The sequence below is a fragment of the Streptomyces sp. NPDC059009 genome, from assembly GCF_042740175.1.
Taxonomy (GTDB): Bacteria; Actinomycetota; Actinomycetes; order Streptomycetales; family Streptomycetaceae; genus Streptomyces.
On the sequence record NZ_JBHYJB010000019.1, the window covers coordinates 121,463 to 141,014 of the forward strand.

The 19,552-nt window shown below is 72.2% G+C and carries 17 protein-coding genes; 9 read left to right on the plus strand and 8 right to left on the minus strand.

Annotated elements, in window-relative coordinates:
* Positions 1–16 precede the first annotated feature (16 nt).
* From ACFWYM_RS20415 to ACFWYM_RS20425, 3 genes are read right to left on the minus strand one after another with little or no spacing between them, the layout of a single operon-like run.
* Positions 17–658: a flavin reductase family protein gene (locus ACFWYM_RS20415; RefSeq protein WP_384838714.1), complete on the minus strand. Its 642-nt coding sequence runs from the start codon at positions 656–658 to the stop codon at positions 17–19.
* Complete coding sequence (locus ACFWYM_RS20420) at positions 655–2,898, minus strand: tetratricopeptide repeat protein (RefSeq protein ID WP_384838717.1); 2,244 nt, start codon at positions 2,896–2,898, stop codon at positions 655–657. The genes ACFWYM_RS20415 and ACFWYM_RS20420 overlap by 4 nt, the downstream gene beginning before the upstream one ends.
* On the minus strand, positions 2,895–4,199 hold the full coding sequence (locus ACFWYM_RS20425) for a hypothetical protein (protein ID WP_384838720.1): 1,305 nt from the start codon (positions 4,197–4,199) through the stop codon (positions 2,895–2,897). Before ACFWYM_RS20425 ends, ACFWYM_RS20420 begins: the two co-directional genes overlap by 4 nt.
* A gap of 661 nt (positions 4,200–4,860) precedes the next feature.
* On the opposite strand from ACFWYM_RS20425, the gene ACFWYM_RS20430 reads away from it, so the two are divergent.
* Positions 4,861–5,856, plus strand: coding sequence for a TAXI family TRAP transporter solute-binding subunit (locus tag ACFWYM_RS20430; protein WP_384838723.1), 996 nt, complete (start codon positions 4,861–4,863; stop codon positions 5,854–5,856).
* A 30-nt stretch (positions 5,857–5,886) separates the two neighbouring features.
* Here ACFWYM_RS20430 and ACFWYM_RS20435 read toward each other — a convergent pair whose 3' ends face one another.
* Positions 5,887–7,293, minus strand: a complete 1,407-nt coding sequence (locus ACFWYM_RS20435) for a sensor histidine kinase (protein ID WP_384838726.1) — start codon at positions 7,291–7,293, stop codon at positions 5,887–5,889.
* Between the two features lie 9 nt (positions 7,294–7,302).
* On the minus strand, positions 7,303–7,998 hold the full coding sequence (locus tag ACFWYM_RS20440) for a response regulator transcription factor (protein ID WP_384838728.1): 696 nt from the start codon (positions 7,996–7,998) through the stop codon (positions 7,303–7,305).
* A 350-nt stretch (positions 7,999–8,348) separates the two neighbouring features.
* Between ACFWYM_RS20440 and ACFWYM_RS20445 the strand changes: the two genes are divergently transcribed.
* From ACFWYM_RS20445 to ACFWYM_RS20480, 8 genes are all read left to right on the plus strand, one after another.
* A complete protein-coding gene (locus ACFWYM_RS20445) occupies positions 8,349–9,125 on the plus strand; it encodes an amino acid ABC transporter ATP-binding protein (RefSeq protein WP_384838731.1) in 777 nt (258 codons plus the stop codon).
* An 81-nt stretch (positions 9,126–9,206) separates the two neighbouring features.
* Entirely contained in the window at positions 9,207–10,124 is a 918-nt protein-coding gene (locus ACFWYM_RS20450) for a glutamate ABC transporter substrate-binding protein (protein ID WP_384838734.1), read from the plus strand.
* Positions 10,125–10,318: 194 nt separating this feature from the next.
* Positions 10,319–10,966, plus strand: a complete 648-nt coding sequence (locus ACFWYM_RS20455; RefSeq protein WP_384838737.1) for an amino acid ABC transporter permease — start codon at positions 10,319–10,321, stop codon at positions 10,964–10,966.
* Entirely contained in the window at positions 10,963–11,925 is a 963-nt protein-coding gene (locus ACFWYM_RS20460; protein WP_384838740.1) for an amino acid ABC transporter permease, read from the plus strand. The genes ACFWYM_RS20455 and ACFWYM_RS20460 overlap by 4 nt, the downstream gene beginning before the upstream one ends.
* Positions 11,926–12,142: 217 nt before the next feature.
* Positions 12,143–13,843 carry an FAD-dependent monooxygenase gene (locus ACFWYM_RS20465; RefSeq protein ID WP_384838743.1) on the plus strand — a complete coding sequence of 567 codons (1,701 nt, stop codon included), beginning with the start codon at positions 12,143–12,145 and terminating at the stop codon, positions 13,841–13,843.
* A 57-nt stretch (positions 13,844–13,900) separates the two neighbouring features.
* Complete coding sequence (locus ACFWYM_RS20470; RefSeq protein ID WP_309544753.1) at positions 13,901–13,972, plus strand: putative leader peptide; 72 nt, start codon at positions 13,901–13,903, stop codon at positions 13,970–13,972.
* A 206-nt stretch (positions 13,973–14,178) separates the two neighbouring features.
* Positions 14,179–14,766 (plus strand): cysteine dioxygenase, encoded by a 588-nt coding sequence (locus ACFWYM_RS20475; protein WP_384838746.1) that lies wholly within the window; start codon positions 14,179–14,181, stop codon positions 14,764–14,766.
* Positions 14,763–15,191 (plus strand): rhodanese-like domain-containing protein, encoded by a 429-nt coding sequence (locus ACFWYM_RS20480; RefSeq protein WP_384838749.1) that lies wholly within the window; start codon positions 14,763–14,765, stop codon positions 15,189–15,191. Before ACFWYM_RS20475 ends, ACFWYM_RS20480 begins: the two co-directional genes overlap by 4 nt.
* A 112-nt stretch (positions 15,192–15,303) precedes the next feature.
* On the opposite strand, the gene ACFWYM_RS20485 is transcribed toward ACFWYM_RS20480, so the two are convergent.
* The 3 genes from ACFWYM_RS20485 to recX all read right to left on the minus strand — a co-directional run bounded on the left by ACFWYM_RS20485 (position 15,304) and on the right by recX (position 19,551).
* Positions 15,304–17,871: an FtsX-like permease family protein gene (locus ACFWYM_RS20485; protein WP_384838752.1), complete on the minus strand. Its 2,568-nt coding sequence runs from the start codon at positions 17,869–17,871 to the stop codon at positions 15,304–15,306.
* Positions 17,868–18,563 carry an ArsR/SmtB family transcription factor gene (locus tag ACFWYM_RS20490; RefSeq protein ID WP_384838755.1) on the minus strand — a complete coding sequence of 232 codons (696 nt, stop codon included), beginning with the start codon at positions 18,561–18,563 and terminating at the stop codon, positions 17,868–17,870. Before ACFWYM_RS20490 ends, ACFWYM_RS20485 begins: the two co-directional genes overlap by 4 nt.
* Before the next feature lie 181 nt (positions 18,564–18,744).
* Positions 18,745–19,551, minus strand: coding sequence for a recombination regulator RecX (gene recX / locus ACFWYM_RS20495; RefSeq protein WP_384838758.1), 807 nt, complete (start codon positions 19,549–19,551; stop codon positions 18,745–18,747).
* Position 19,552: the final 1 nt, after the last annotated feature.

The window sequence follows — 19,552 nt, forward strand, 5'->3', positions numbered from 1 at the left end:
AGGGTAAGGGCTCCGATCACGTTCCTCGGCTGAATACCTCCGGGGCACCGACCGCCAGGCCCACGAAGGCGCCGTCGTGGTGGACCAGCGGCGCGCCCGCCGTGACGCTGCGGGCCGTGACCACCCGGCCGACGACCAGCGCGTGGTCGCCGGCCGGGAGGTGGCTGAGGGGCTCGACGGCCAGCCAGGCGAGCACGTCGTCGAGGACCGGCAGTCCGTGGGCGCCGCGGTGCCAGCGGGTGCCGTGGCCGAACTTCGGCGCCCCCGCGCCGCCGAAGGTGCGGGCGAGCTCCTCCTGTCCCTCGGCGAGCAGGTGGACCATGACGTGCGGCGCCGCGCGCACCGTCGGCCAGGACGAGGAGCGCAGCCCGACGGTGAAGGACACCAGCGGCGGGTCGAGCGAGAGCGAGGCCAGGGAGGTGGCGCAGAAGCCGACCGGCTGCTCGGCGCCCGCGGTGATCACGGCGACGCCCTTGGCGTGGTGGCGCAGGACCGAGCGCAGCAGCTCGGGCGCCACCACGACCGCTTCCTGCGGGACCGCGCCCGCACCCGCTGCCGGTGCCACCGCACCCGCTTCCTGCGCCACGTCGCTCACCTCCCGTGCCGCCTCCCCGGCCTCCTGCGCCACCTCGTCGGCGGCGGACAGCACCTCCGTCACGCCGCTCCCTCCCCGCGGACCGCGGCCACCAGGTCCCCGGCCCGCGCCCTGATCTCCTCGGCGTGCGGCGACATCTCGCCGGGCCCGAAGGCCGCGAGGTGGGCGCGCCAGTCCGCGAGCGCCCCCTCGATGTCGGCGAGGGCGTGCCGGCTGACCCCGCGCCGGTAGAGGAGGTCGGGGTCGGTCCCGTCGGATCCGGCGAGCGCACGGTCGAGGTCCTCGACGGCGCGGGCGTGGTCGCCGATGTCCTGGAGCGCGATGGCCCGGTTGGCGCGCAGGGCCGTGTCGTCGCCGTCCTCGGTGAGCCGCAGCGCTTCGGAGAGGTCGCCCACCGCCTGTACGGGCCGCCCCGTGGTGTACGCGAGGACGGCGCGGTTGGCCCAGGCGGCGACGTAGGTCGGTGCCCGGCGCAGGGCCGCGGTGTAGCTCTCGTAGGCGGCCTCGGTGTCTCCGGAGTCGGCGAGGAGCGCGCCCCGGGCGGCCAGGAGCGGTGCGTTGTCCGGGTCGAGGCCGAGCCCCCTGTCGATGTCGGCGCGGGCCCGCTCGGTCTCACCGCGCTCCATGTAGAGGTCGGCCCGGCTGATGAGGGACTCCATGTGGTCGGGTTCGACTTCCAGGGCGTAGTCGAGGTCGCGCAGGGCCGCGTCGTCCTCGCCCAGTTCGCGGAGCAGGTCCGCGCGGTTGAAGTGGGCCTCGTGGAAGGGCGGGGTGAGGCGGATCGCGGTGGCGTAGTCGGTGAGGGCCTCCGGGTGGTGGCCGAGCGCGCGGTGCTGGGCCGCGCGTTCGAAGTAGTAGTCGCCGTAGTCGGGGTCGCGGCGGATCACCTCGTCGTAGTCGATCAGAGAGGCGAGGTGGTCCCCTCCGGCGCCGAGGACCTGGGCGCGGTTGTAGAGCAGCACGGAGCGGTGCAGGAGCTGCTCGTGCGGGGCGAAGTCGGCGTCGGTGAGGGCCATCGCCTCGTTGACGAGGGCCAGGGCGCCCTCGGGGTTGGCGCGGTGCAGCTCGACCAGGGCGCGGGCGTTGCGCATGAACGACCGTACGAGAATGCGGCGCCCCGGGTTGGGGTGCGCGTCGGCGATGCAGATCGCGGTGTTGACCCAGGCGAGGGCGATGTCCTCGTCGTGGTCCTCCTTGGGCAGGAAGCGGGTGTAGAGCATCGCGAGGAGGTAGGCGGCGCCCATGTGGAGGTCGGTCGTGAGGGAGCCCCGGCGTATCTCCTGGAGGTAGCCGATGGCGTCGTGGCCGCGGCCCAGGTAGCAGAGGCAGGCCGCGAGGCGGTGCGTGAAGTGCCAGTAGGGGTCGGGGCGTTCGGTGCTGGGGGCCAGTCGGCGGCCGCGCTGGGCGAGGTCCACCACGGCCTCGTAGAAGCCCATGGCGAAGCTGAGGTTGAGGGCCTCACGGAGGGCGTCGACCCCGGCGCCCTGGGGGTCGCTGCCGTGCTCCAGGTGGTACGGGATCGCGCCGAGGCGCACCCCGGGCTCGTCGAGGGCGGCGAGCTCGGCGGCGCGGGCGGTGTGGCGGCGGGCCCGCTCACCCGGGGACAGGGCGGCGTACGCCTCCAGGAGGGCCGGTTCGGCGCTGGTGCCGTCGGTGTCGATGAAGAGCTGGGCCAGGTCGCCGCTCCGGGGCGGCTCCGGGGCGGGGCGCGGCAGTCCGGCGGAGCGGGCGGTGTGGGTGCGCAGGCGGCGGCCGAGCGCGTCGTCGGCGGTGCCCGAGCTGTCCGCGACCACGGTGAGCACGGCCGGGTCCGCGCGGCGCAGCAGGATGTCCACCAGGTCGCGGTCGGTGGGGTCGGCGGCGTCCAGGTCGCGGAAGGCCACGACGACCCCGTCGGGGTGCAGGACCCGGGCCCAGTCCAGGAGGAGTTCGGTGACGCCGTGGGCGAGGCGCGGTGCGCGGGTCGCGGGGTAGAAGCGGGTGCGCTCCTTGCGGTCGGCCTGGTTGGTGAGGGTCTGCGGCGGCGCGGGCACGAGCGGCGTGAGGTCCGGCGCGACGGCCGTGATCGAGGGCGCCCGCTCGGCCACCAACTCCGGGTGCCGCTCGACGAGTTCGGGCACCACGCGGCGCAGCAGCCGGCCCGCTCCGGTGTAGGGGCCGCGCAGCCTGCGGTGACAGGGCACCTCCAGGTGGGGCCGGGGTGGCTGCGGCAGGGCGCCGTTGCTGGTGGCGGCGTACGCGTCCAGGGGGGCCGGGGCGGCCCAGTGGTGGCGGGGTGCGGCTGCGTCAGCTGACGAGGTCATGTGGGTGCTCCTTCGGATGAGTGCGCGTCGGGGCTGGTGGCTGTGGCGGCCTTGCGGGTGCGGCGCTCTGCGCGGTTCTTGGCCCGTCGGTCCCGCACCGTCACGTAGATCAGCAGGCCGATCTCCAGCGAGGTGAGGAGGACGAAGCCGGCCGCGTCGAGGAAGCCGGTGGCCGGGGTGTCGGCGTCGGCGAAGCGGCCGATGGCCATCGACCAGAAGTGCCAGGCGGTCGGGATGGCCGCCCAGGCGAGGCAGGCGAGCGAGAATCCGTAACCGGCGACAAGGAAGGGCGTGTACCAGCGCGCCATGGCCCGGTCCCGCTCGGACCACTCGGTGTCCGGGCGCGGGGGCGGGCGGCGCAGCAGCCGGTGGACCTGCCTGCGCACGTGGAACCGGCCGGCGTTCTGCAGGTTCGTGCACCGCATGGCGTTGGTCACGACGTAATAGAGGTCGGTCTCCAGATAGAACATGAACTGCCAGATCAGCCGCATCACACAGGTGAAGGCGACGGCCAGACAGAGTTTGTGGACCCAGCCGGGAATGCCGGGTTCGTCGAGTGCGACCGACAACAGCGTCAGGGCCGCGACCAGGACGACATCGGCCACCATGCCCGCAAGAAAAGGCAGATACCTTTTGCGCCGCTCGACGCTGAGCAGTGAATCGAGCCGGGTCTCCGCGACCAGATAGTAGAGCCGCCGGCCGATCCCGAGGGTCGAGGGAAGTCCCAGCCTGCGCCCGGCGAGGGCATGGAATCCCTCATGGATCAGAATGCACGGAATAGCGGCCCCGAACAGCGAAATGGGGATGAGTGAAAGATAGTCCGTGAAGAACAGATGGCGGTAGGAGGGGCGGAGTTCGGGCGCGCGCACCATGGCCACGACCGCGGCCGCCGTCAGCGCCCCGTAGACCACCCAGGCGACCCGCGAGAAGGCGGCGGCACCGAGCCGCTGCCAGCGCAGGGGCGCCGTGGGCCCGACGCCGGACGGGTCCGCGGTGCCGGACGGGCCGCCGGAGCCGGGCTCGCCGGGACCGGGCCGGTCGGCGCGCAGGAACTGCAGTTCCTCGAGGGCCTCGAGGAGGTCGTCCATGTCGAGCTGCTGGCCGCAGGTCCGCTCGTACCAGGCCGCGACCTCGGCGATCGACGACCCGGTGCCGAGCATGCGCAGGACCTCGGCGCCCTCCTCGGGGAAGACCGCGTACGAGCCGATGTCCGGCCGGCCGACCATGACGCCGTCGTCCTCGGCCACCATCGTGAGGGGATGCAGGCGGACCGTGCGGCCGCCCGGAACGGTCACGCTCATCCGGCGTGCCTCTCTGCGTGGGCGGGATCGGAGCCGGACCCCCCGCCGGGGAGTCCGGCTCCGACCGGGGCGGGTCACTGCTCGGCGCAGGCGTAGTAACAGGCCGTGGTCAGGCGGATCGGACCGGCCTTGCGGATCGACATCTTCGTCATGAGGGTTCCCTCCTTTCCGACGCTCGCAATTGAATGGGGCGTAATGCAGGGAGGCAGGCGCCATTTCCACACCGCAAGTGAATCGATGAGTCCCCGGGTCCCATGCGGGCGGCGTTTCTGTGACGCCTCGGGCGGGTGAATTGCCAGTGGCTTGCTCACCGACCCACGCACAGCATGGAAGGTGCCGCATTCAAATGTCAACGAAGGAATGCGAGCATCCACATATTGACGAGTCCACGGCTTTTGAACATTGGGCATTAATTCCCGGCCTGTACATCGCGCCAAGCACGCAGCACACAACGGAGAAAAGTAATTCGCGCAGAATTTCCGGGCATGCCGAAAGGCCCACCGTGCTCGAATGCGGCTTTCCCCCGCCCCCCTGCCCCGTTGTTCCCCACCCCTACATACGGAGCCGCGGGCCGCCCGGTTCAGTCCGGGCCCGGCCCTGATCACCTCAGTGTGAGCCCGACCCTGGTCACCACGGCGCGTGAGCTGGCAGGATCGCGCGCATGTTCCCCGCACTTCCCCGCATCAGCAGGCGCCGCGCTCTCCAGGGCGCGGCCGCGGCCCTCGTGGTGTTCGGGTTGCTGGTGTGGTGGCTGCTGCCTCCGCGCGACGACTCCCCGACCGGCGAGATGCGGTTCAGCACGGGCGTCAAGAGCGGGGTCTACGAGCGCTACGGCAACCTCCTGCGGACGGCCGCCGACCGGGACATGCCCGGGGTCGACGTCCGCCTCCACAACAGCAAGGGGTCGTGGGAGAACGTCTCGCGCGTGGCCACCGGGAAGGCCGACTTCACGATCGCGGCCGCCGACGCCGTGGCCAAGTACCGCATCGATCACCGGCCGGGCGCGCGCCGCCTGCAGGGCTGTGCGCGCCTGTACGACGACTACGTCCAGCTCGTCGTGCGCCGCTCCTCGGACATCAGGTCGGCCGCCGACCTGCGCGGCAGGAAGGTCGCCGTGGGCCAGAAGGGCTCCGGGGTCCGGCTCATCGCGGACCGGGTGCTGCAGGCGGCGGGCCTCGGCCTCGGTACGGACATCAAGGCGTTCGACAACGGCATCGACACCGCCCCCCAGCTCCTCCAGAACGGCGACATCGACGCGTTCTTCTGGTCGGGCGGCCTGCCCACCAACACGGTGCTCCAGCTCTCGGAGCAGTTCGACGTCCGCCTCGTCCCGCTCGGCAACCTCGTCAGGGCGCTGCACCGGCAGGGCGGCGCGTCCCGCTACTACCGGGCCGCCGTGATGCCCGCGGACGCCTACCCCCGCGCCCAGCGGGGCACCGCCGTGCGCACCCTCGCCGTGGCCAACCTCCTGGTCACCACGGACCGGACCGACTCCGAGCTCACCGAGCGCCTCACCCGCACCGTGATCGACAGCCGCGACCACATCGGCCGCCAGGTGCACGCGGCCCAACTGGTCGACCTGCGCACGGCGTTGTACACGGACCCGCTCGAACTGCACCGGGGCGCCCGGCGCTACTACGAGTCGGTCAAGCCCTGAGCCCACCGTCCCGGCTCGGCCGGCGCAGCCTCACTCCGCAGGCCCCGTCCGCGGCACCCCCACCGTCACCGTCAGTCCGTGCGGCTCGTTCCGCGCGTACGCGATGCTGCCCCCGCCCGCCGCGAGCAGCGCCCGCGAGATGGAGAGGCCGAGCCCCGAACCCTTGATGTTCTGGTGGCGGGTGCTGCGCCAGAAGCGGTCGCCGACGCGGGCGAGCTCGTCCGCCGTGAGGCCGGGGCCGCGGTCGCTCACCTCGACGGTGGACTGCGCGCCGTTCGAGGCGACCGTGACCCGCACCTCCTCGCCCTCGGGCGTGAACTTCAGGGCGTTGTCGATCACCGCGTCCAGGGCGCTGGACAGGGCGACCGGGTCCGCCCAGCCGGTGGTCGCCGGGCACACTCCCGTCAGGCGCACCCCGCGCTCCTCGGCCAGGGCCCGCCACGCCTCGACCCGCTCGGCCGCGAGCTCCCCCACGTCGGTGAGGCGCAGGTCGCCGGTGGAGTGCTCGGCGAGGGCCAGGTCGAGCAGGTCGTCGAGGACCTGGGCGAGGCGCTTGCCCTCCGTCCGTACGGACGCGATCTCCTCGTTGCCCTCCGGCAGTTCGAGGGCGAGCAGCTCGATGCGCAGGAGCAGGGCGGACAGGGGGTTGCGCAGCTGGTGGGAGGCGTCGGCGACGAAGGCGCGCTGCTGCTCCAGGACGTCCTGGACGTTGTCGGCCATCTCGTTGAACGACCGGGCCAGGCGCTGCAGTTCCGGGGGTCCGCCGGCGGCCGCGACGCGCGACTTGAGGCTGCCGGTGGCGATGTCGTGGGTGGTGGCGTCGAGGATCCGTACGGGCCGCAGCACCCAGCCGGTGAGGCGCAGCGCGGCGCCCACGGCGAGCAGCATGGCCGCCGACTCGCCCGCGGCGATCAGCAGCCAGCCGCGCAGCGTCTTCGACCGCATGTGGCCGGTGGGCGAGTCGGTGACGACGACGGCGATGACGTCGCCGTCCCTGATCACCGGGGACGCCACCACGAGCCGCCCCTCCTGCCACGGCCAGACCTGCGGCGGATCGTGGCTCCCGCGCGAGGTGAGGGCCTCCTCGAAGGCTTCCCGCGTCGCACCCGCGCGGGGCAGGTACCAGTCGCCCGGGGCGTTCGCCATCGGCACGGTGTCCCGGTAGAAGACGCCCGCTCTGATCCCGTACACCTTGTAGTAGGACGCGAGTTCCTTCAGGAGCGTGTCGCGCCGCTCGTCCTGGACGATGTCGATGGGCCCGGCCGAGCGCTTGGTGACGAACTGCGCGAGCGAGGCGAACCGAGCCGTGTCGTCGATGCGGTCGACGACGACCTTCTGCTGCTGCGCCCCGGCCACGCTCACGGCGAGCGGGAAGCCGAGCGCGAGCAGCACGCCCGCCATGAGGACGATGAGCAGCGGGAGGAGGCGAGAGCGCACCCGGGCCCGCTACGACGCCGGAGCGACGAGCCGGTAGCCGACGCCGCGTACGGTCTCGATGAGGGCGGGCATGTGCAGCTTGGCCCGCAGGGACGCCACATGCACCTCCAGCGTGCGGCCCGTCCCCTCCCAACTGGTGCGCCAGACCTCGCTGATGATCTGTTCCCGGCGGAACACCACTCCGGGCCGCTGGGCCAGCAGCGCGAGCAAGTCGAACTCCTTGCGGGTCAGTTGGACAACTGAACCGTCCACGCTGACCTGCCGGGTGGGCAGTTCGATGCGTACGCTGCCGAGTATCAGCTCGTTGTCGGCGGGGGCCGCGGAGGTGGCGGCCTCGGCGGCGGGGCGCCGGATCACCGCGTGGATCCGGGCGATGAGCTCGCCCGTGTCGTACGGCTTCACCACGTAGTCGTCGGCGCCCAGGTTCAGGCCGTGGATCCGGGAGCGCACGTCGGCGCGGGCCGTCACCATGATCACGGGGGTCGCGGTGCGCTTGCGGATCTTGCCGCACACCTCGTAGCCGTCCTGGTCGGGCAGGCCGAGGTCGAGGAGCACGACTCCGAAGGGCTTCGTGTCGGCGGGCAGCAGCGCCTGGAGGGCCTCCTCGCCGCTGCGCGCGTGCTTGACCTCGAAGCCGTGCCGGGCCAGGACCGCGGACAGGGCGGCCGCCACATGGTCGTCGTCCTCGACGAGAAGCAGTCTCATGCGGGCCCCCTCCGGTTCATCGGTCGTTCCGTACCCGCTTTCCAGCAGCCGGTACGCGCGCGCGTGCGCGTTTCTCATCGGTACGTCGGTCCGGCATGTCGGATCGGCATGCCGGGGCCGTGCGCGTGCGCGCACCAAGGCATCCACGCCGATCGAGAAGGATCTCGTCAAGGGGGTTCGGGTCACGGACACGTTCCGTTATGCAGCCGGTACGCGGACCGGGCGTCCCCTTCACGCATAGTGTCCGGTTGCGGCCGGATCGTTATGCTCAATTTCCCCTCAGATGTAATGACGCTGGTCGCACTGCGTTATTACTGTCCTCCCAACCGAGGAGGATGGAGCAACAAGCCGTGACCGAACCATCGGTGACCAAGGACGCCATACCCGCGGCGGCCGATCTGGTCGTGCTGAAGAACGTCAACAAGCACTTCGGCGCGCTGCATGTCCTCCAGGACATCGACCTGACCATCGCCCGTGGCGAAGTCGTCGTCGTGATCGGCCCCTCCGGGTCGGGCAAGTCGACACTGTGCCGCACCATCAACCGCCTGGAGACGGTTGATTCGGGTGCCATCGCGATCGACGGCAGGCCGCTGCCCCAGGAGGGCAAGGAGCTCGCCCGGCTGCGCGCCGACGTCGGCATGGTCTTCCAGTCGTTCAACCTCTTCGCGCACAAGACCGTGCTCGAGAACGTGATGCTGGGCCAGGTCAAGGTGCGCAAAACAGGCAAGGCGGAGGCGGAGAAGAAGGCCCGCGCCCTGCTGGACCGCGTGGGCGTCGGCACCCAGGCCGACAAGTACCCCGCGCAGCTCTCCGGCGGCCAGCAGCAACGCGTCGCGATCGCCCGGGCGTTGGCGATGGACCCGAAGGTCATGCTCTTCGACGAGCCCACGTCGGCGCTCGACCCGGAGATGATCAACGAGGTCCTCGAGGTGATGCAGCAGCTCGCCCGCGACGGCATGACGATGGTCGTCGTCACGCACGAGATGGGCTTCGCCCGCTCCGCGGCCAACCGTGTGGTCTTCATGGCGGACGGCCGGATCGTCGAGTCGGCCACGCCGGACCAGTTCTTCAGCAACCCCCGCAGCGACCGGGCCAAGGACTTCCTGTCGAAGATCCTTCACCACTGACGCAGGACGCCCGTGCCGGGGCAGCATCGCTCCGGAGCCGAGCGTCGATCCGAACCCTGTTGAGAACAAAGGATGTTCACCATGAAGCTCCGCAAGTCAGCCGCCGTCGCGGCGACGATCGCCGCGCTCGCCCTGACCGCCACGGCCTGTGGCGGCAAGTCCGGTGAGGCCGGTGACAAGCCCGAGAGCCCGGGCGGCAAGAACGCCCCGAAGCTGCCGGAGTACAAGGTCAAGACCGGTGTGAAGCTCGACTCGGCGACCCTGAAGAAGGCGCAGAAGGACGGCCAGATCGTCTTCGGCGCCAAGGACGACCAGCCGTACCTGGGCTTCGAGGACAGCGGCGGCAAGCGCTCCGGCTTCGACATCGAGATCGCCAAGATGGTCGCGGCCGACCTCGGCTTCAAGCCCGACCAGATCAAGTTCAAGACGGTCGACTCCGGTGTCCGCGAGACCTCCATCTCCAAGGGCCAGGTCGACCTGTACGTGGGCACGTACACGATCAACGACGAGCGCAAGAAGCAGGTCGGCTTCGCGGGCCCGTACTTCATGGCCGGCGCCGACCTCCTGGTCCGCAAGGACGACAAGTCCATCACGGGCCCCGACTCGGTCAAGGGCAAGAAGGTCTGCTCGATCGTCGGCTCCACTCCGCTCCAGGAGATCAAGAAGCCGAAGTACGGCGCCAAGACCGTCGAGCTCGCCAAGTACTCCGAGTGCGTGCAGCAGCTCCTGAACGACGAGGTCGACGCGGTCACCACCGACGACGCGATCCTCAAGGGCTACGCCGCCCAGCGGCCGTCCAAGCTCAAGGTCGTCGGCAAGCCGTTCACCAAGGAGCCCTACGGCGTCGGCATGAACAAGGACGACAAGGCCCTGCGCAAGGCGGTCTCCGACGCCATCGAGGCGCACCAGAAGAACGGCGACTACAAGAAGGCGTACGAGGCGACGCTCGGCCTGTCCGGCTCGCCGTACTCCGAGCCGCCGGCGCTCGAGCGCTACTGACGCCGAAGCCCGCGTCCCACCTGGTCAGTCGACCGGACCGGTCCAGTGACCGGTCCGGTCACTGGACCCGCCAGGTCACCTGGCCTGCCTGATCCACCGGCAGCACGCTGACCGGCCCCGTGCGCACCCCCTCGCGGCGCGCACGGGGCGTGCCTCCCCGCTGCCCGCCCGCTGCCGCCCACGAGGACTGCCCCGTGAATGTACTGACTGACCATCTATCGGAGTTCCGCGAAGGGTTCATAGGAACGATCCTGCTGACCCTGGCCAGCGGGGCGCTGGCCATGGTCATCGGCGTGATCATCGCCGCCTTCCGGGTCTCGCCCGTGCCGCCGCTGCGGATCTTCGGCACCGCTTGGGTCACGCTCTTCCGGAACACGCCGCTCACGCTGCTGTTCCTGGTCGCCTGGTTCGTCGTGCCCGAGATCTTCATGCCGGGGCTCTCCCCCTGGACCAAGGCCCTGCTCGCGCTCGGCTTCTACACCTCGGCCTTCGTCGCCGAGGCGGTGCGCTCCGGCATCAACACGGTTCCCCTGGGCCAGGCCGAGGCGGCGCGCTCCCTGGGCATGACGTTCTCCCAGACGCTGACCCTGATCGTCCTGCCGCAGGCCACCCGGACCGTCCTGCCGCCGCTGAGCTCCATCTTCATCGCGCTGACCAAGAACTCGGCCATCGCCGGTGCGTTCAGTGTCAGCGAGCTGTTCGGCGTGCAGAAGCTGCTCAGCGACAAGGGCTTCGCGATCGTCCCGATCTTCCTCTTCGTCGCCGCCGGCTACCTGATCATCACGTTCACCATCAGCGGTCTGTTCCGGCTGCTCGAGCGACGCATGGAGGTCGCACGATGAGTTCGAGCGTCCTCTTCGACTCCCCCGGCCCCAAGGCCCGCGCGCGGAACGTCGTCTACAGCATCGTCGGCTCGCTCCTGGTGCTCGGCCTGATCGGCTTCGCGGTCTACCGGCTCTACGACGGCGGCTGGCTGGCGCCGGAGATGTGGGACATCTTCAACTACGCCGATGTCCAGGCCCGGATCCGCACCGGTGTCCTGACCACGCTGAAGGTCTTCGCGGTGGCGGGCGTGCTCTCGATGGCGTTCGGTTCGCTGCTGGCCATCGGACGGCTCTCCGACCGCCGTTGGCTCAGCGCGATCGTCACCGGCTTCATCGAGCTGTTCCGCGCCGTCCCGCTCCTGATCACGATCTACACCCTGTGGGTGGTCTTCCTCACCTACAAGGAGAACCTGGGCGTCGTCGGCGAGAACCCGGAGTTCTGGGCGCTGGTGATCGGTCTGACGGTCTACAACGGCTGCGTCCAGGCCGAGATCCTCAGGGCGGGCGTCAACGCTGTGCCGCGCGGCCAGGTGGAGGCGGCGTACGCCCTGGGTCTGCGCAAGTCCCAGGTGATGACGACCCTCCAACTGCCGCAGGCCGTCCGCGCGATGCTGCCGACCATCATCAGCCAGCTGGTCGTCACCCTGAAGGACACGTCGCTCGGCTACATCATCACCTACAACCAAGAGCTCCTGAACACGGCGCGGAAGCTCGCCAACAACACGATCGTCAACGACGAGAACCCGTACGTTCCGGTCGTCATCGTCGTCGGCGCCATCTACGTGGCGATGTGTCTGGCCCTCTCCGGGCTCGCCACCTGGATCGAGAAGCGGGGCCGTCGCGCCAAGACCGGCATCGTGGTCGCCGGGGCCGTCGAACCGGCCGAGGCGCCGGGCGTGCTCGACGCCGCCGCGGGACCCGCGGCGGGCCCGGCCAGGCCCACCGGCCCCGACGAGCCACCCACCAAGACGAACTGACGCACCGTCGGGCAGCACGCCGAAGCCCGGGCGTCATCGCACGGTCAGGCCCCACGTCGCACCATGACGCGGGGCCTGACCGCTGTCGTCGTCACTTGACGCAAGAACCGGCAATGGGTTGCATACGTTCTGTGATCGCGCACCCTCCCCCAACTGTCCCTGCCTGTACGACGCATCAGGCGCCCCACACGCACCGCCGGGCAGGGGGACGCGCGCCGTGGACCCGGTGATCGTCGTCGGCGCGGGCCCCGTGGGCCTCGCCCTCTCCCTCGCGCTCGCCCGCAACTCCGTCCCCACCGTCGTGCTCGACGAAGGGCCGGGCAAGGACGAGCAGCGTCCCGCGCGGACCGTCGTCCTGAGAGAGGACACCGCGGCCTTCGTGGAGCGGCTCGCCGGTCACTCGTTCGGGGACACGGAGTCGGGCGCGCGGTGGACCGCCTGGCGCTCGCTGCGCCGCAAGCAGCTCATGCGCCACCTCACGTTCAGTGACGAGACGCCACCGCCGCTCCATGTGCCGCAGCACGTCCTGACCGGGGCCCTGCGCGAGGCCATCAGCCACGAGCGGCTGGTCAAGGTCGCCGTGGACAGCAGGCTCGACTCCCTGGAGGAGGACGCCTCCGGCCTCACCGCCCACACGCGCGGGCCCAAGGACACGTGGTGGCGCGGGAGTTACCTGGTGGGCTGCGACGGTCCCCGCTCGACCGTGCGCAAGCTCCTCGACATCCGCTTCGCGGGCCGTACGGCGGTGGAGCGGCACGCCGTGGCGGCGCTGCGCACCGAACTGCCGTGGCCCGGCGAGGCGTTGCTGCACCGGATGCCCCCGTGGCCGGGCGGCGGCGCCGAGGTGACGGGGCGTCCGCTCGCCGACGGGGTGTGGCGGCTCGACTGGCTGCTGCCGCCGCGCGGCGAGCTGGTGACGCCCGACGCCCTGGTGGCCCGCATCCGCGAGACCCTCGCGGGCTGGTGCGGCGGCTCCACGCCCCCGTACGAGCTCCTCGACACCGGCGTCCACACGGTGCACCACCGTCTCGCGCGCCGCTGGCGGGTGGGCCGGGCCTTCCTCGCCGGTGACGCCGCGCACCTGCTCGGCGCGCTCGGCACCCAGGGGCTCGACGAGGGGCTGCGGGACGCGGACAACCTCTCCTGGAAGCTGGCGCTCGCCTGGCACCACGGGCCCCGCGAGGCACTGCTGGACAGCTACCAGGAGGAGCGGCGGGCCGGGGTGGCCGCGCGGCTGCGCGCCGCCGACCAGTCGCTGCCGATACTGCGCGGCAGCGGCGGGCTCCGCTCGTACGTGCCGGGGAGCGCGCGCGGCCACGACATGCTCCTCACCGACGGCCATGTGGGGCGCGGGCCGCTCGGTGCGCCGGGGGCGTACACCGATTCACCGCTGGCGCCTCCGCGCTCCGAGTCGGAGGTGGCGACGGACACGGAGCCCGGGGCTCCGGTCGTCGACGTGCAGGTGACCGCCCCGGACGGAGAGTTCGTGCGGCTGCGGGACCGGCTCGGCCTCGGGCAGCTGCTCGTCGTCCTGGTGGCGCCCGGCACGGTGGTGTGGGAGCGGCGGCACTGGATGAAGGCCGGGCTGATGCCCCGGCTCGCGGCCGCGGTCTCGGCCCTGCCGCACCCCGCCGAGCTCCTCGTCGCGGAGAGCTACCCGGGGGCGGCCGCCCACTCGGTGCTGCTCGTCCGGCCGGACGGGCACCTCGTCACGGCGCTGGCCGGGGTGCGCCCGGCCGAGCTGTACGCGGCGGCGGAGGCGGCCCTGGGCGGGGCGGTGCCGCGGCGGAAGGCGGGGGCTCACGGAGAGGGGCCCGGGAAGGAGCCCGGTGGAACCGGAGGCGTCGACAGCGGCGAAGACGGTGGCGGCAGTGGCACCCGTAGCGAGCTGGGCACCAGTCGTTCAACCGCTCCATAGCGTGAGTTGACCGGTCAGGCCGCCCATGGTCTACTCCGGAACGTGACCGACACCGATGTGCGCCTGTGGCGGAGGGTCCATATGGACCTCGTCCGCTATGCGGGCTGCGTGTGTCGCCCCTCCTGCTGAATTCGCAGCGCTTCCCGGTCGCGCCCTCCCGCCTCGCGGTGACGGGCGCGCGCCTCCGCTCCAGGACACGGTGATCCCCGCTGGTGATCCCGCGTACCTCGACGCGGACCCTCCGCTTCCCCGTCACGGACGCCGCGGCCGCCTCGCCCGCGCGCCGCCGCCCGTGCCGTCGACGCGGACCCTTCGCGAACTCCAGGACGGTACTGATGTCTGTCTCTCCCACTCCCAGCACCACCGCCGCCACCTCTGCTGCCTCTGCCACTACGACTACGGCCCGCGCGGGCTCCGGCTCCCCCGCCCCGGGCCCCTCCCCCGCCGAGCTCCTCGACTACGTCCGCCGCACCGCCGCCGACCCCGAGCTGGTCGCCTCGCTGCCGCTCGACCCCGAGGGGCGCACCTGGATCCGTCTCGAAGGCCCCGCGGGCAGCGAGGCGTGGCTGATCGGCTGGCCGCCGGGCACCGGCACCGGCTGGCACGACCACGCCGAGTCGGTCGGCGCCTTCACCACGGCCGCGGGCACGCTCAGGGAGCGCTCGCTCGCCGCCCGGCTGCCCACGGACGGCTGGAAGACCCTGGAGCTCTCCGAAGGGGTGGACCGCGAGCGGCAGTTGGCGGCGGGCCAGGGCCGGGCGTTCGGCCGGAACCACGTCCACGAGGTGCTGAACGAGTCCACGACCGAGCACGCGGTGTCGGTGCACGCGTACTACCCGCCGCTGCCCCAGATCCGCCGCTACAGCCGTACGGGGCCCGTGCTGCGCCTCGAGTCCGTGGAGCGCCCGGAGGACTGGCAGTGAGCGCAGAACGGGGAGCGAGCGGGCATCAGGCCGAGGGTGAACGCCCGGTCGGCATCGACGAGTTGCTGGAGCGGGTCCGGAGCGGCCTCGACCGGATCGGCCCCCAGGAGGCGTACGGCGTCTTCCGGGACGGAGGTCTCCTTGTCGACATCCGGTACGCCGCGCTGCGCGAGCGCGACGGGCTGATCCCCGGGGCGCTCGTCGTCGAGCGGAACGAGCTCGAGTGGCGCCTGGACCCCCAGGGCAGCCACCGTGCCTCCGAAGCCGTCAGCCATGACCTGCGGATCGTCGTGATCTGCAACGAGGGGTACGCGTCGAGCCTCGCGGCAGCCTCCTTGCGGCAGTTGGGCCTGCGGCATGCCACCGACCTCGTCGGCGGGTTCCAGGCATGGAAGGCGGCGGGGCTCCCTGTGCAGGCTGCCTGAGACGCGAACGTAGACCCGCCTCCCGGTGTGTGCGTACCCGGGCACGCGCGCGTGGGCGCCCCTTTCCCGCTCGGTAAGGGGCGCCCACCACTGCGTGCTGACCCTTACCCGTCTACTCCTTGGCGGTTGCCACCGTGACCGGGCGCGGCTTCAGGGCCACCCGGCCGGGGAGCGCGGTGGCCGTCAGGGTGAGCAGGCCCGCGACGGCGACCACGGCGACGTACGCCAGGGGCAGGACCGTAGGGGCCGCGCTGCCCGTCATGCCGAGGCTGAACGCGGACAGGACGGCGAGCGCGATGCCGCTGCCGAGCGCGACGGCGACGCACAGGACCGACAGCGCCTCGATGCGCAGCATCCGCAGGACCTGGCGGCGCCGGGCTCCTACCAGGCGCAGCAGCGCGAACTCGCGGACGCGCTCGGAGACCGACATCGCGAGGGTGTTGACGACGGCGATCGCCGTGAAGGCCAGGACGAGGCTCATCGCGAGGAGGTTCACCTCGGCGTTGGCCTGGCGGCCCTCGGCCTGGAGCTCGTCGGCGGCGGCCGGGGCGAGGACCCGCAGGCCCGGGAACTGCCGCAGATCCCCCGCGAGTTGAGCCCGGTCGCGGTCGCTCTTGACGAGGACCGTGGCGGCGAGGGGGTTGTCGACGTGCCGGGCGACCAGGTCGTGCGGCAGGGTGAGATCCCCGAAGCCGAGCCCGCGCGCGTAGACGGCGGCGACCTTCACGGTGGCCGGGGTGCCGTCGCCGAGCGTGAGCTTGACCGTGGCGCCGGGCTTCAGGCCCAGCTGGTCGGCGGCGACCTCACTGACGGCGACGCTGCCCTTCTTGAAGGATGCGAGCGAGCCCGCGGTGACGTCGGGGTCCCAGGTGCGGCTGAGGCCGGTGGGGGTGACGCCCTGCGCCGGGAACTTGTCGAGCCCGACGCGCACGGTCGTGCGGACGACCTCGGTGACCGCGTCGACGCCTTCGGCCGTACGGAGGGTCCGGGCCGCCGCCGCGGGGACGCCGGGGCCCTGGGCGGCGAGCACCCAGTCGGCGCGGACGCCGTCGCGGGCCTGGGTGCGCGCGGCGTGGTCGAGGGTGGGCTGGACGAACAGCACGGTGCAGGTCATACCGGTCAGGAGGGCGAGCGGGGTGACGACGGCGGCCATCCGGGCCGCGTTGCCGCGCAGGTTGGCGTGCGCGAGCTTCCCGCCGGGTCCGGCACCGCGCAGCGGGCCCCGCAGGAGCCCCGCCGCGCCCCGCACGACGAGCGGGCCGAGCAGCGAGACGGCGCAGGCGAGGACCACAACGGCCAGGAAGGTCACGGGAGTCGACGCGGGCTCGGTGTGCAGGATGCCGAGCACGGCCACGAGGACGACGCCCCCGGCGAGGAAGACGAGACCGGCGACCAGGCGCCCCCAGGAGAGCCGGGTGCGCTCGACCCGCGCCTCGGCCAGGGCCTCGGCCGGGCGGATCCGGGCGATGCGGCGGGCCGAGAGGCGGGCGGCGGCCCAGGCCCCGAGCAGCGTCGCGGCGACGGCGGCGAGCGCGGGGAAGACGCCGCCCGTGCGTTCGACGGTCGCGGGCACCACGCCCCGGTCGACGAACCGGCCGAACAGCCAGCCGCCGAGCGGGAGTCCGGCGAGCGCTCCGGCGGCCCCGGCGGCCGCGCCGACGATCAGGGCCTCGCGGCCGAGGAGGCGACGGATCTGCTTCGGTGTGGCGGCGATGGCCCGCAGCAGGGCGAGTTCGCGGTGGCGCTGCTGGATGGAGAGGGCGAAGGTGCCGATCACCACGAGGACGGCGACCGCGAGGGAGGTGCCGCCCATCGCGCCGCCCATGCTGATGAGCCGCACGCGCGCGTCCGCAGCGTCCAGGAACTCGACGGCACCACGGCCGGCACCGGAACTGACCTGCGCCGTCTTGCCGTTGGGCGTGCCGGAGAGGGCCTCCTTGACGGCGCCCTTGAGGCGGTCGGCGTCGACACCCTTGGCCGGGAGCACGGCGAGTGCGGTGACCTGGCCGGGGCGGGCGGCGAGGCGCTGGGCCTCGGCGGTGGAGAAGAAGAGGGAGGTCTGGTGTGCGAGGCCGCCGCTTCGGCCGCCCTGCTGGCCGGGGGCCGCGATGCCGCTGATCCGGTAGCTGCGCGGGGCCTGCGTGGACTGGACGGTGAGGCGGTCGCCCGGCGCGAGGTGGGCGCGGTCGGCGAGAGCCCGGTCGACGACGAGGTCGGTGGCCGCGCGCGGGGCCGCGCCGTCGACGAGACGGAAGGGGGTGAGAGCGGCCGAGCTCCAGGCGTGCCCGTACGCGGGCCGGTCCGCGTCGTCGGCGGCCGGGCTCAACGGCTGGGCGAGGAAGGTGAGTTCGGGCACGACGCCGTAGACGCCCGGCACGTCCCTGATCCGCTCGGCGAGACCCGCGGACAGCCAGGCGCGCTCGGCGATCGGCTTGGCCTTGTGCTTGACCTTGGTCTTGCCCTTCTTGTGCTTGACGGTGGTCCGGTGGACGTTCTGGTCGGCGGAGACGATCACCGGGGCGGCGGCGTAGCGCTCGGTGCGGATGGTGCCGCGAAGGCCGGTCTCCAGGAGCGTGCCGCAGGCGGTGATGAGGGCGGCCGCACACATCAGGGCGAGAAAGGCCCCCAGGAAGCCGCCTTTGCGGTCACGGACGGTCTGCAGGGCGTAGCGCAGCATCATGAGGGGTCCGTGCCTTTTCTGTTGTCGTCAGGGGTGGGGGCGGGCGCGGGGAAGGCGAGGAAGCGGGTCAGGACGGTGCGCGCGTCCGCGGGGGTCTCGGCGTCGGGGCGCCGGTAGCGGTTGAGGAGGGCGATGTACTCCTCGAAGAACGCGCGGAGTTCGGGCAGGTTCAGACGGATGGTGCCGCGCGAGTACGGGAAGGCGTCGACCCATTCATCGGACCCGGCGTCCGCCTCGGCGCCCGCGCCTCCCTCTGCCGCGTGGTCCGCCTCGCGCTGGAGCCGCGTGAAGAGCTCCAGGTCGGCGGCGTACGACTGCTGGTTCAACTCGTCCATGACGAGCCGCACTTCGGGGCTCTGCCGACTGCGCGGCGGGAACCTGCGGTCGCCGGGCACGGCACGCCACCAGCGCTCCCGCCCACGCCCGGGTCCAAGAACGGTCCCGGGCTCAGGCTCAGGTCCGCTCGTCTCCTCGACGAAGCCGTACCGGGCGAGCTCCCTCAAGTGGTAGCTGGTGGCACCGGTGTTGAGGCCGAGGGCGCGGGCGAGGGTCGCGGAGGTGACGGGGCCGTGCACCGTGAGGTGCTGCAGCATCTGCTGCCGCCGCGGCTGTGCGAGCGCCTTGAGCGTGGCCAGGTCGTGGAGCTCCTGGGGCGCCCCGGGCTTCCTGGATTCCTCGGGTTCCTCTGCCATGCGTACACAGTCGTCTGTGCACAGGCCCCTGTGCAGTGAGGCAACCCGGCGTCTTCTCCGGGGGGTTAGCCCTACCTACGGGCGGCCCCGGGGACGTTCAAGGAAGCGCGGGCCCGGCCGGTTCCACCCCCGTGAGAACCGGCCGGAGCCCCTCGAACGCCCCCACACCCCACAGGGGTGCTCACCCCCCGTACTCCAGGTCCTCCGTCTCCTCGCCCTCCTCCTCCAGGGCCTGCCGCACCACCCGGAGCGCCATCCCCTCCGAGTAGCCCTTGCGGGCGAGCATCCCCGCGAGGCGGCGCAGCCGCTTGTCGCGGTCGAGGCCCCGCGTGGAGCGGAGCTTGCGGGCGACGAGCTCGCGCGCCGTCGCCTCCTCCTGCTCCGAGTCCAGCTGTCCGACGGCCTCGTCGATCAGCGTGGAGTCGACCCCCTTCGTGCGCAGCTCCCGGGCGAGCGCCCGCCGGGCCAGGCCCCTGCCGTGATGCCGGGACTCCACCCACGCGTCGGCGAAGGCGCCGTCGTTGATCAGGCCGACCTCTTCGAAGCGGGACAGCACCTCGTCCGCCACGTCCTCGGGGATCTCACGCTTGCGCAGGGCGTCGGCGAGCTGCTTGCGCGTGCGCGGAGTCCCGGTGAGCAGGCGCAGACAGATCGCCCGCGCCCGCTCAGCCGGATCCCCCGTCGGCGACGACTCCCCCTGCTCGGCCCTCGACGAGGAAGGGGAACCGCTGCCTTGATGACCGCCGAAGCCGCCACGCCGCCGACGACCACCACGTCGACCGGAACCGGAGCCCGCGCCGGAACCGGAGCCGTCACCGGGGTCGAAACCCTCACCGAACCCCTCGCCGGAACCAGGGCCCGCACCGGAACCGGGAGCCTCTCCCCCGGCCGAGGCGCCGTCCTCGTGCTCCCGGTATTCCCGGTGCCCCTGGTACTCCCGGCGTGGGGCCTCGGCAGGGTCGACCGCCCAGTCGGTTCGCCGCGTCACG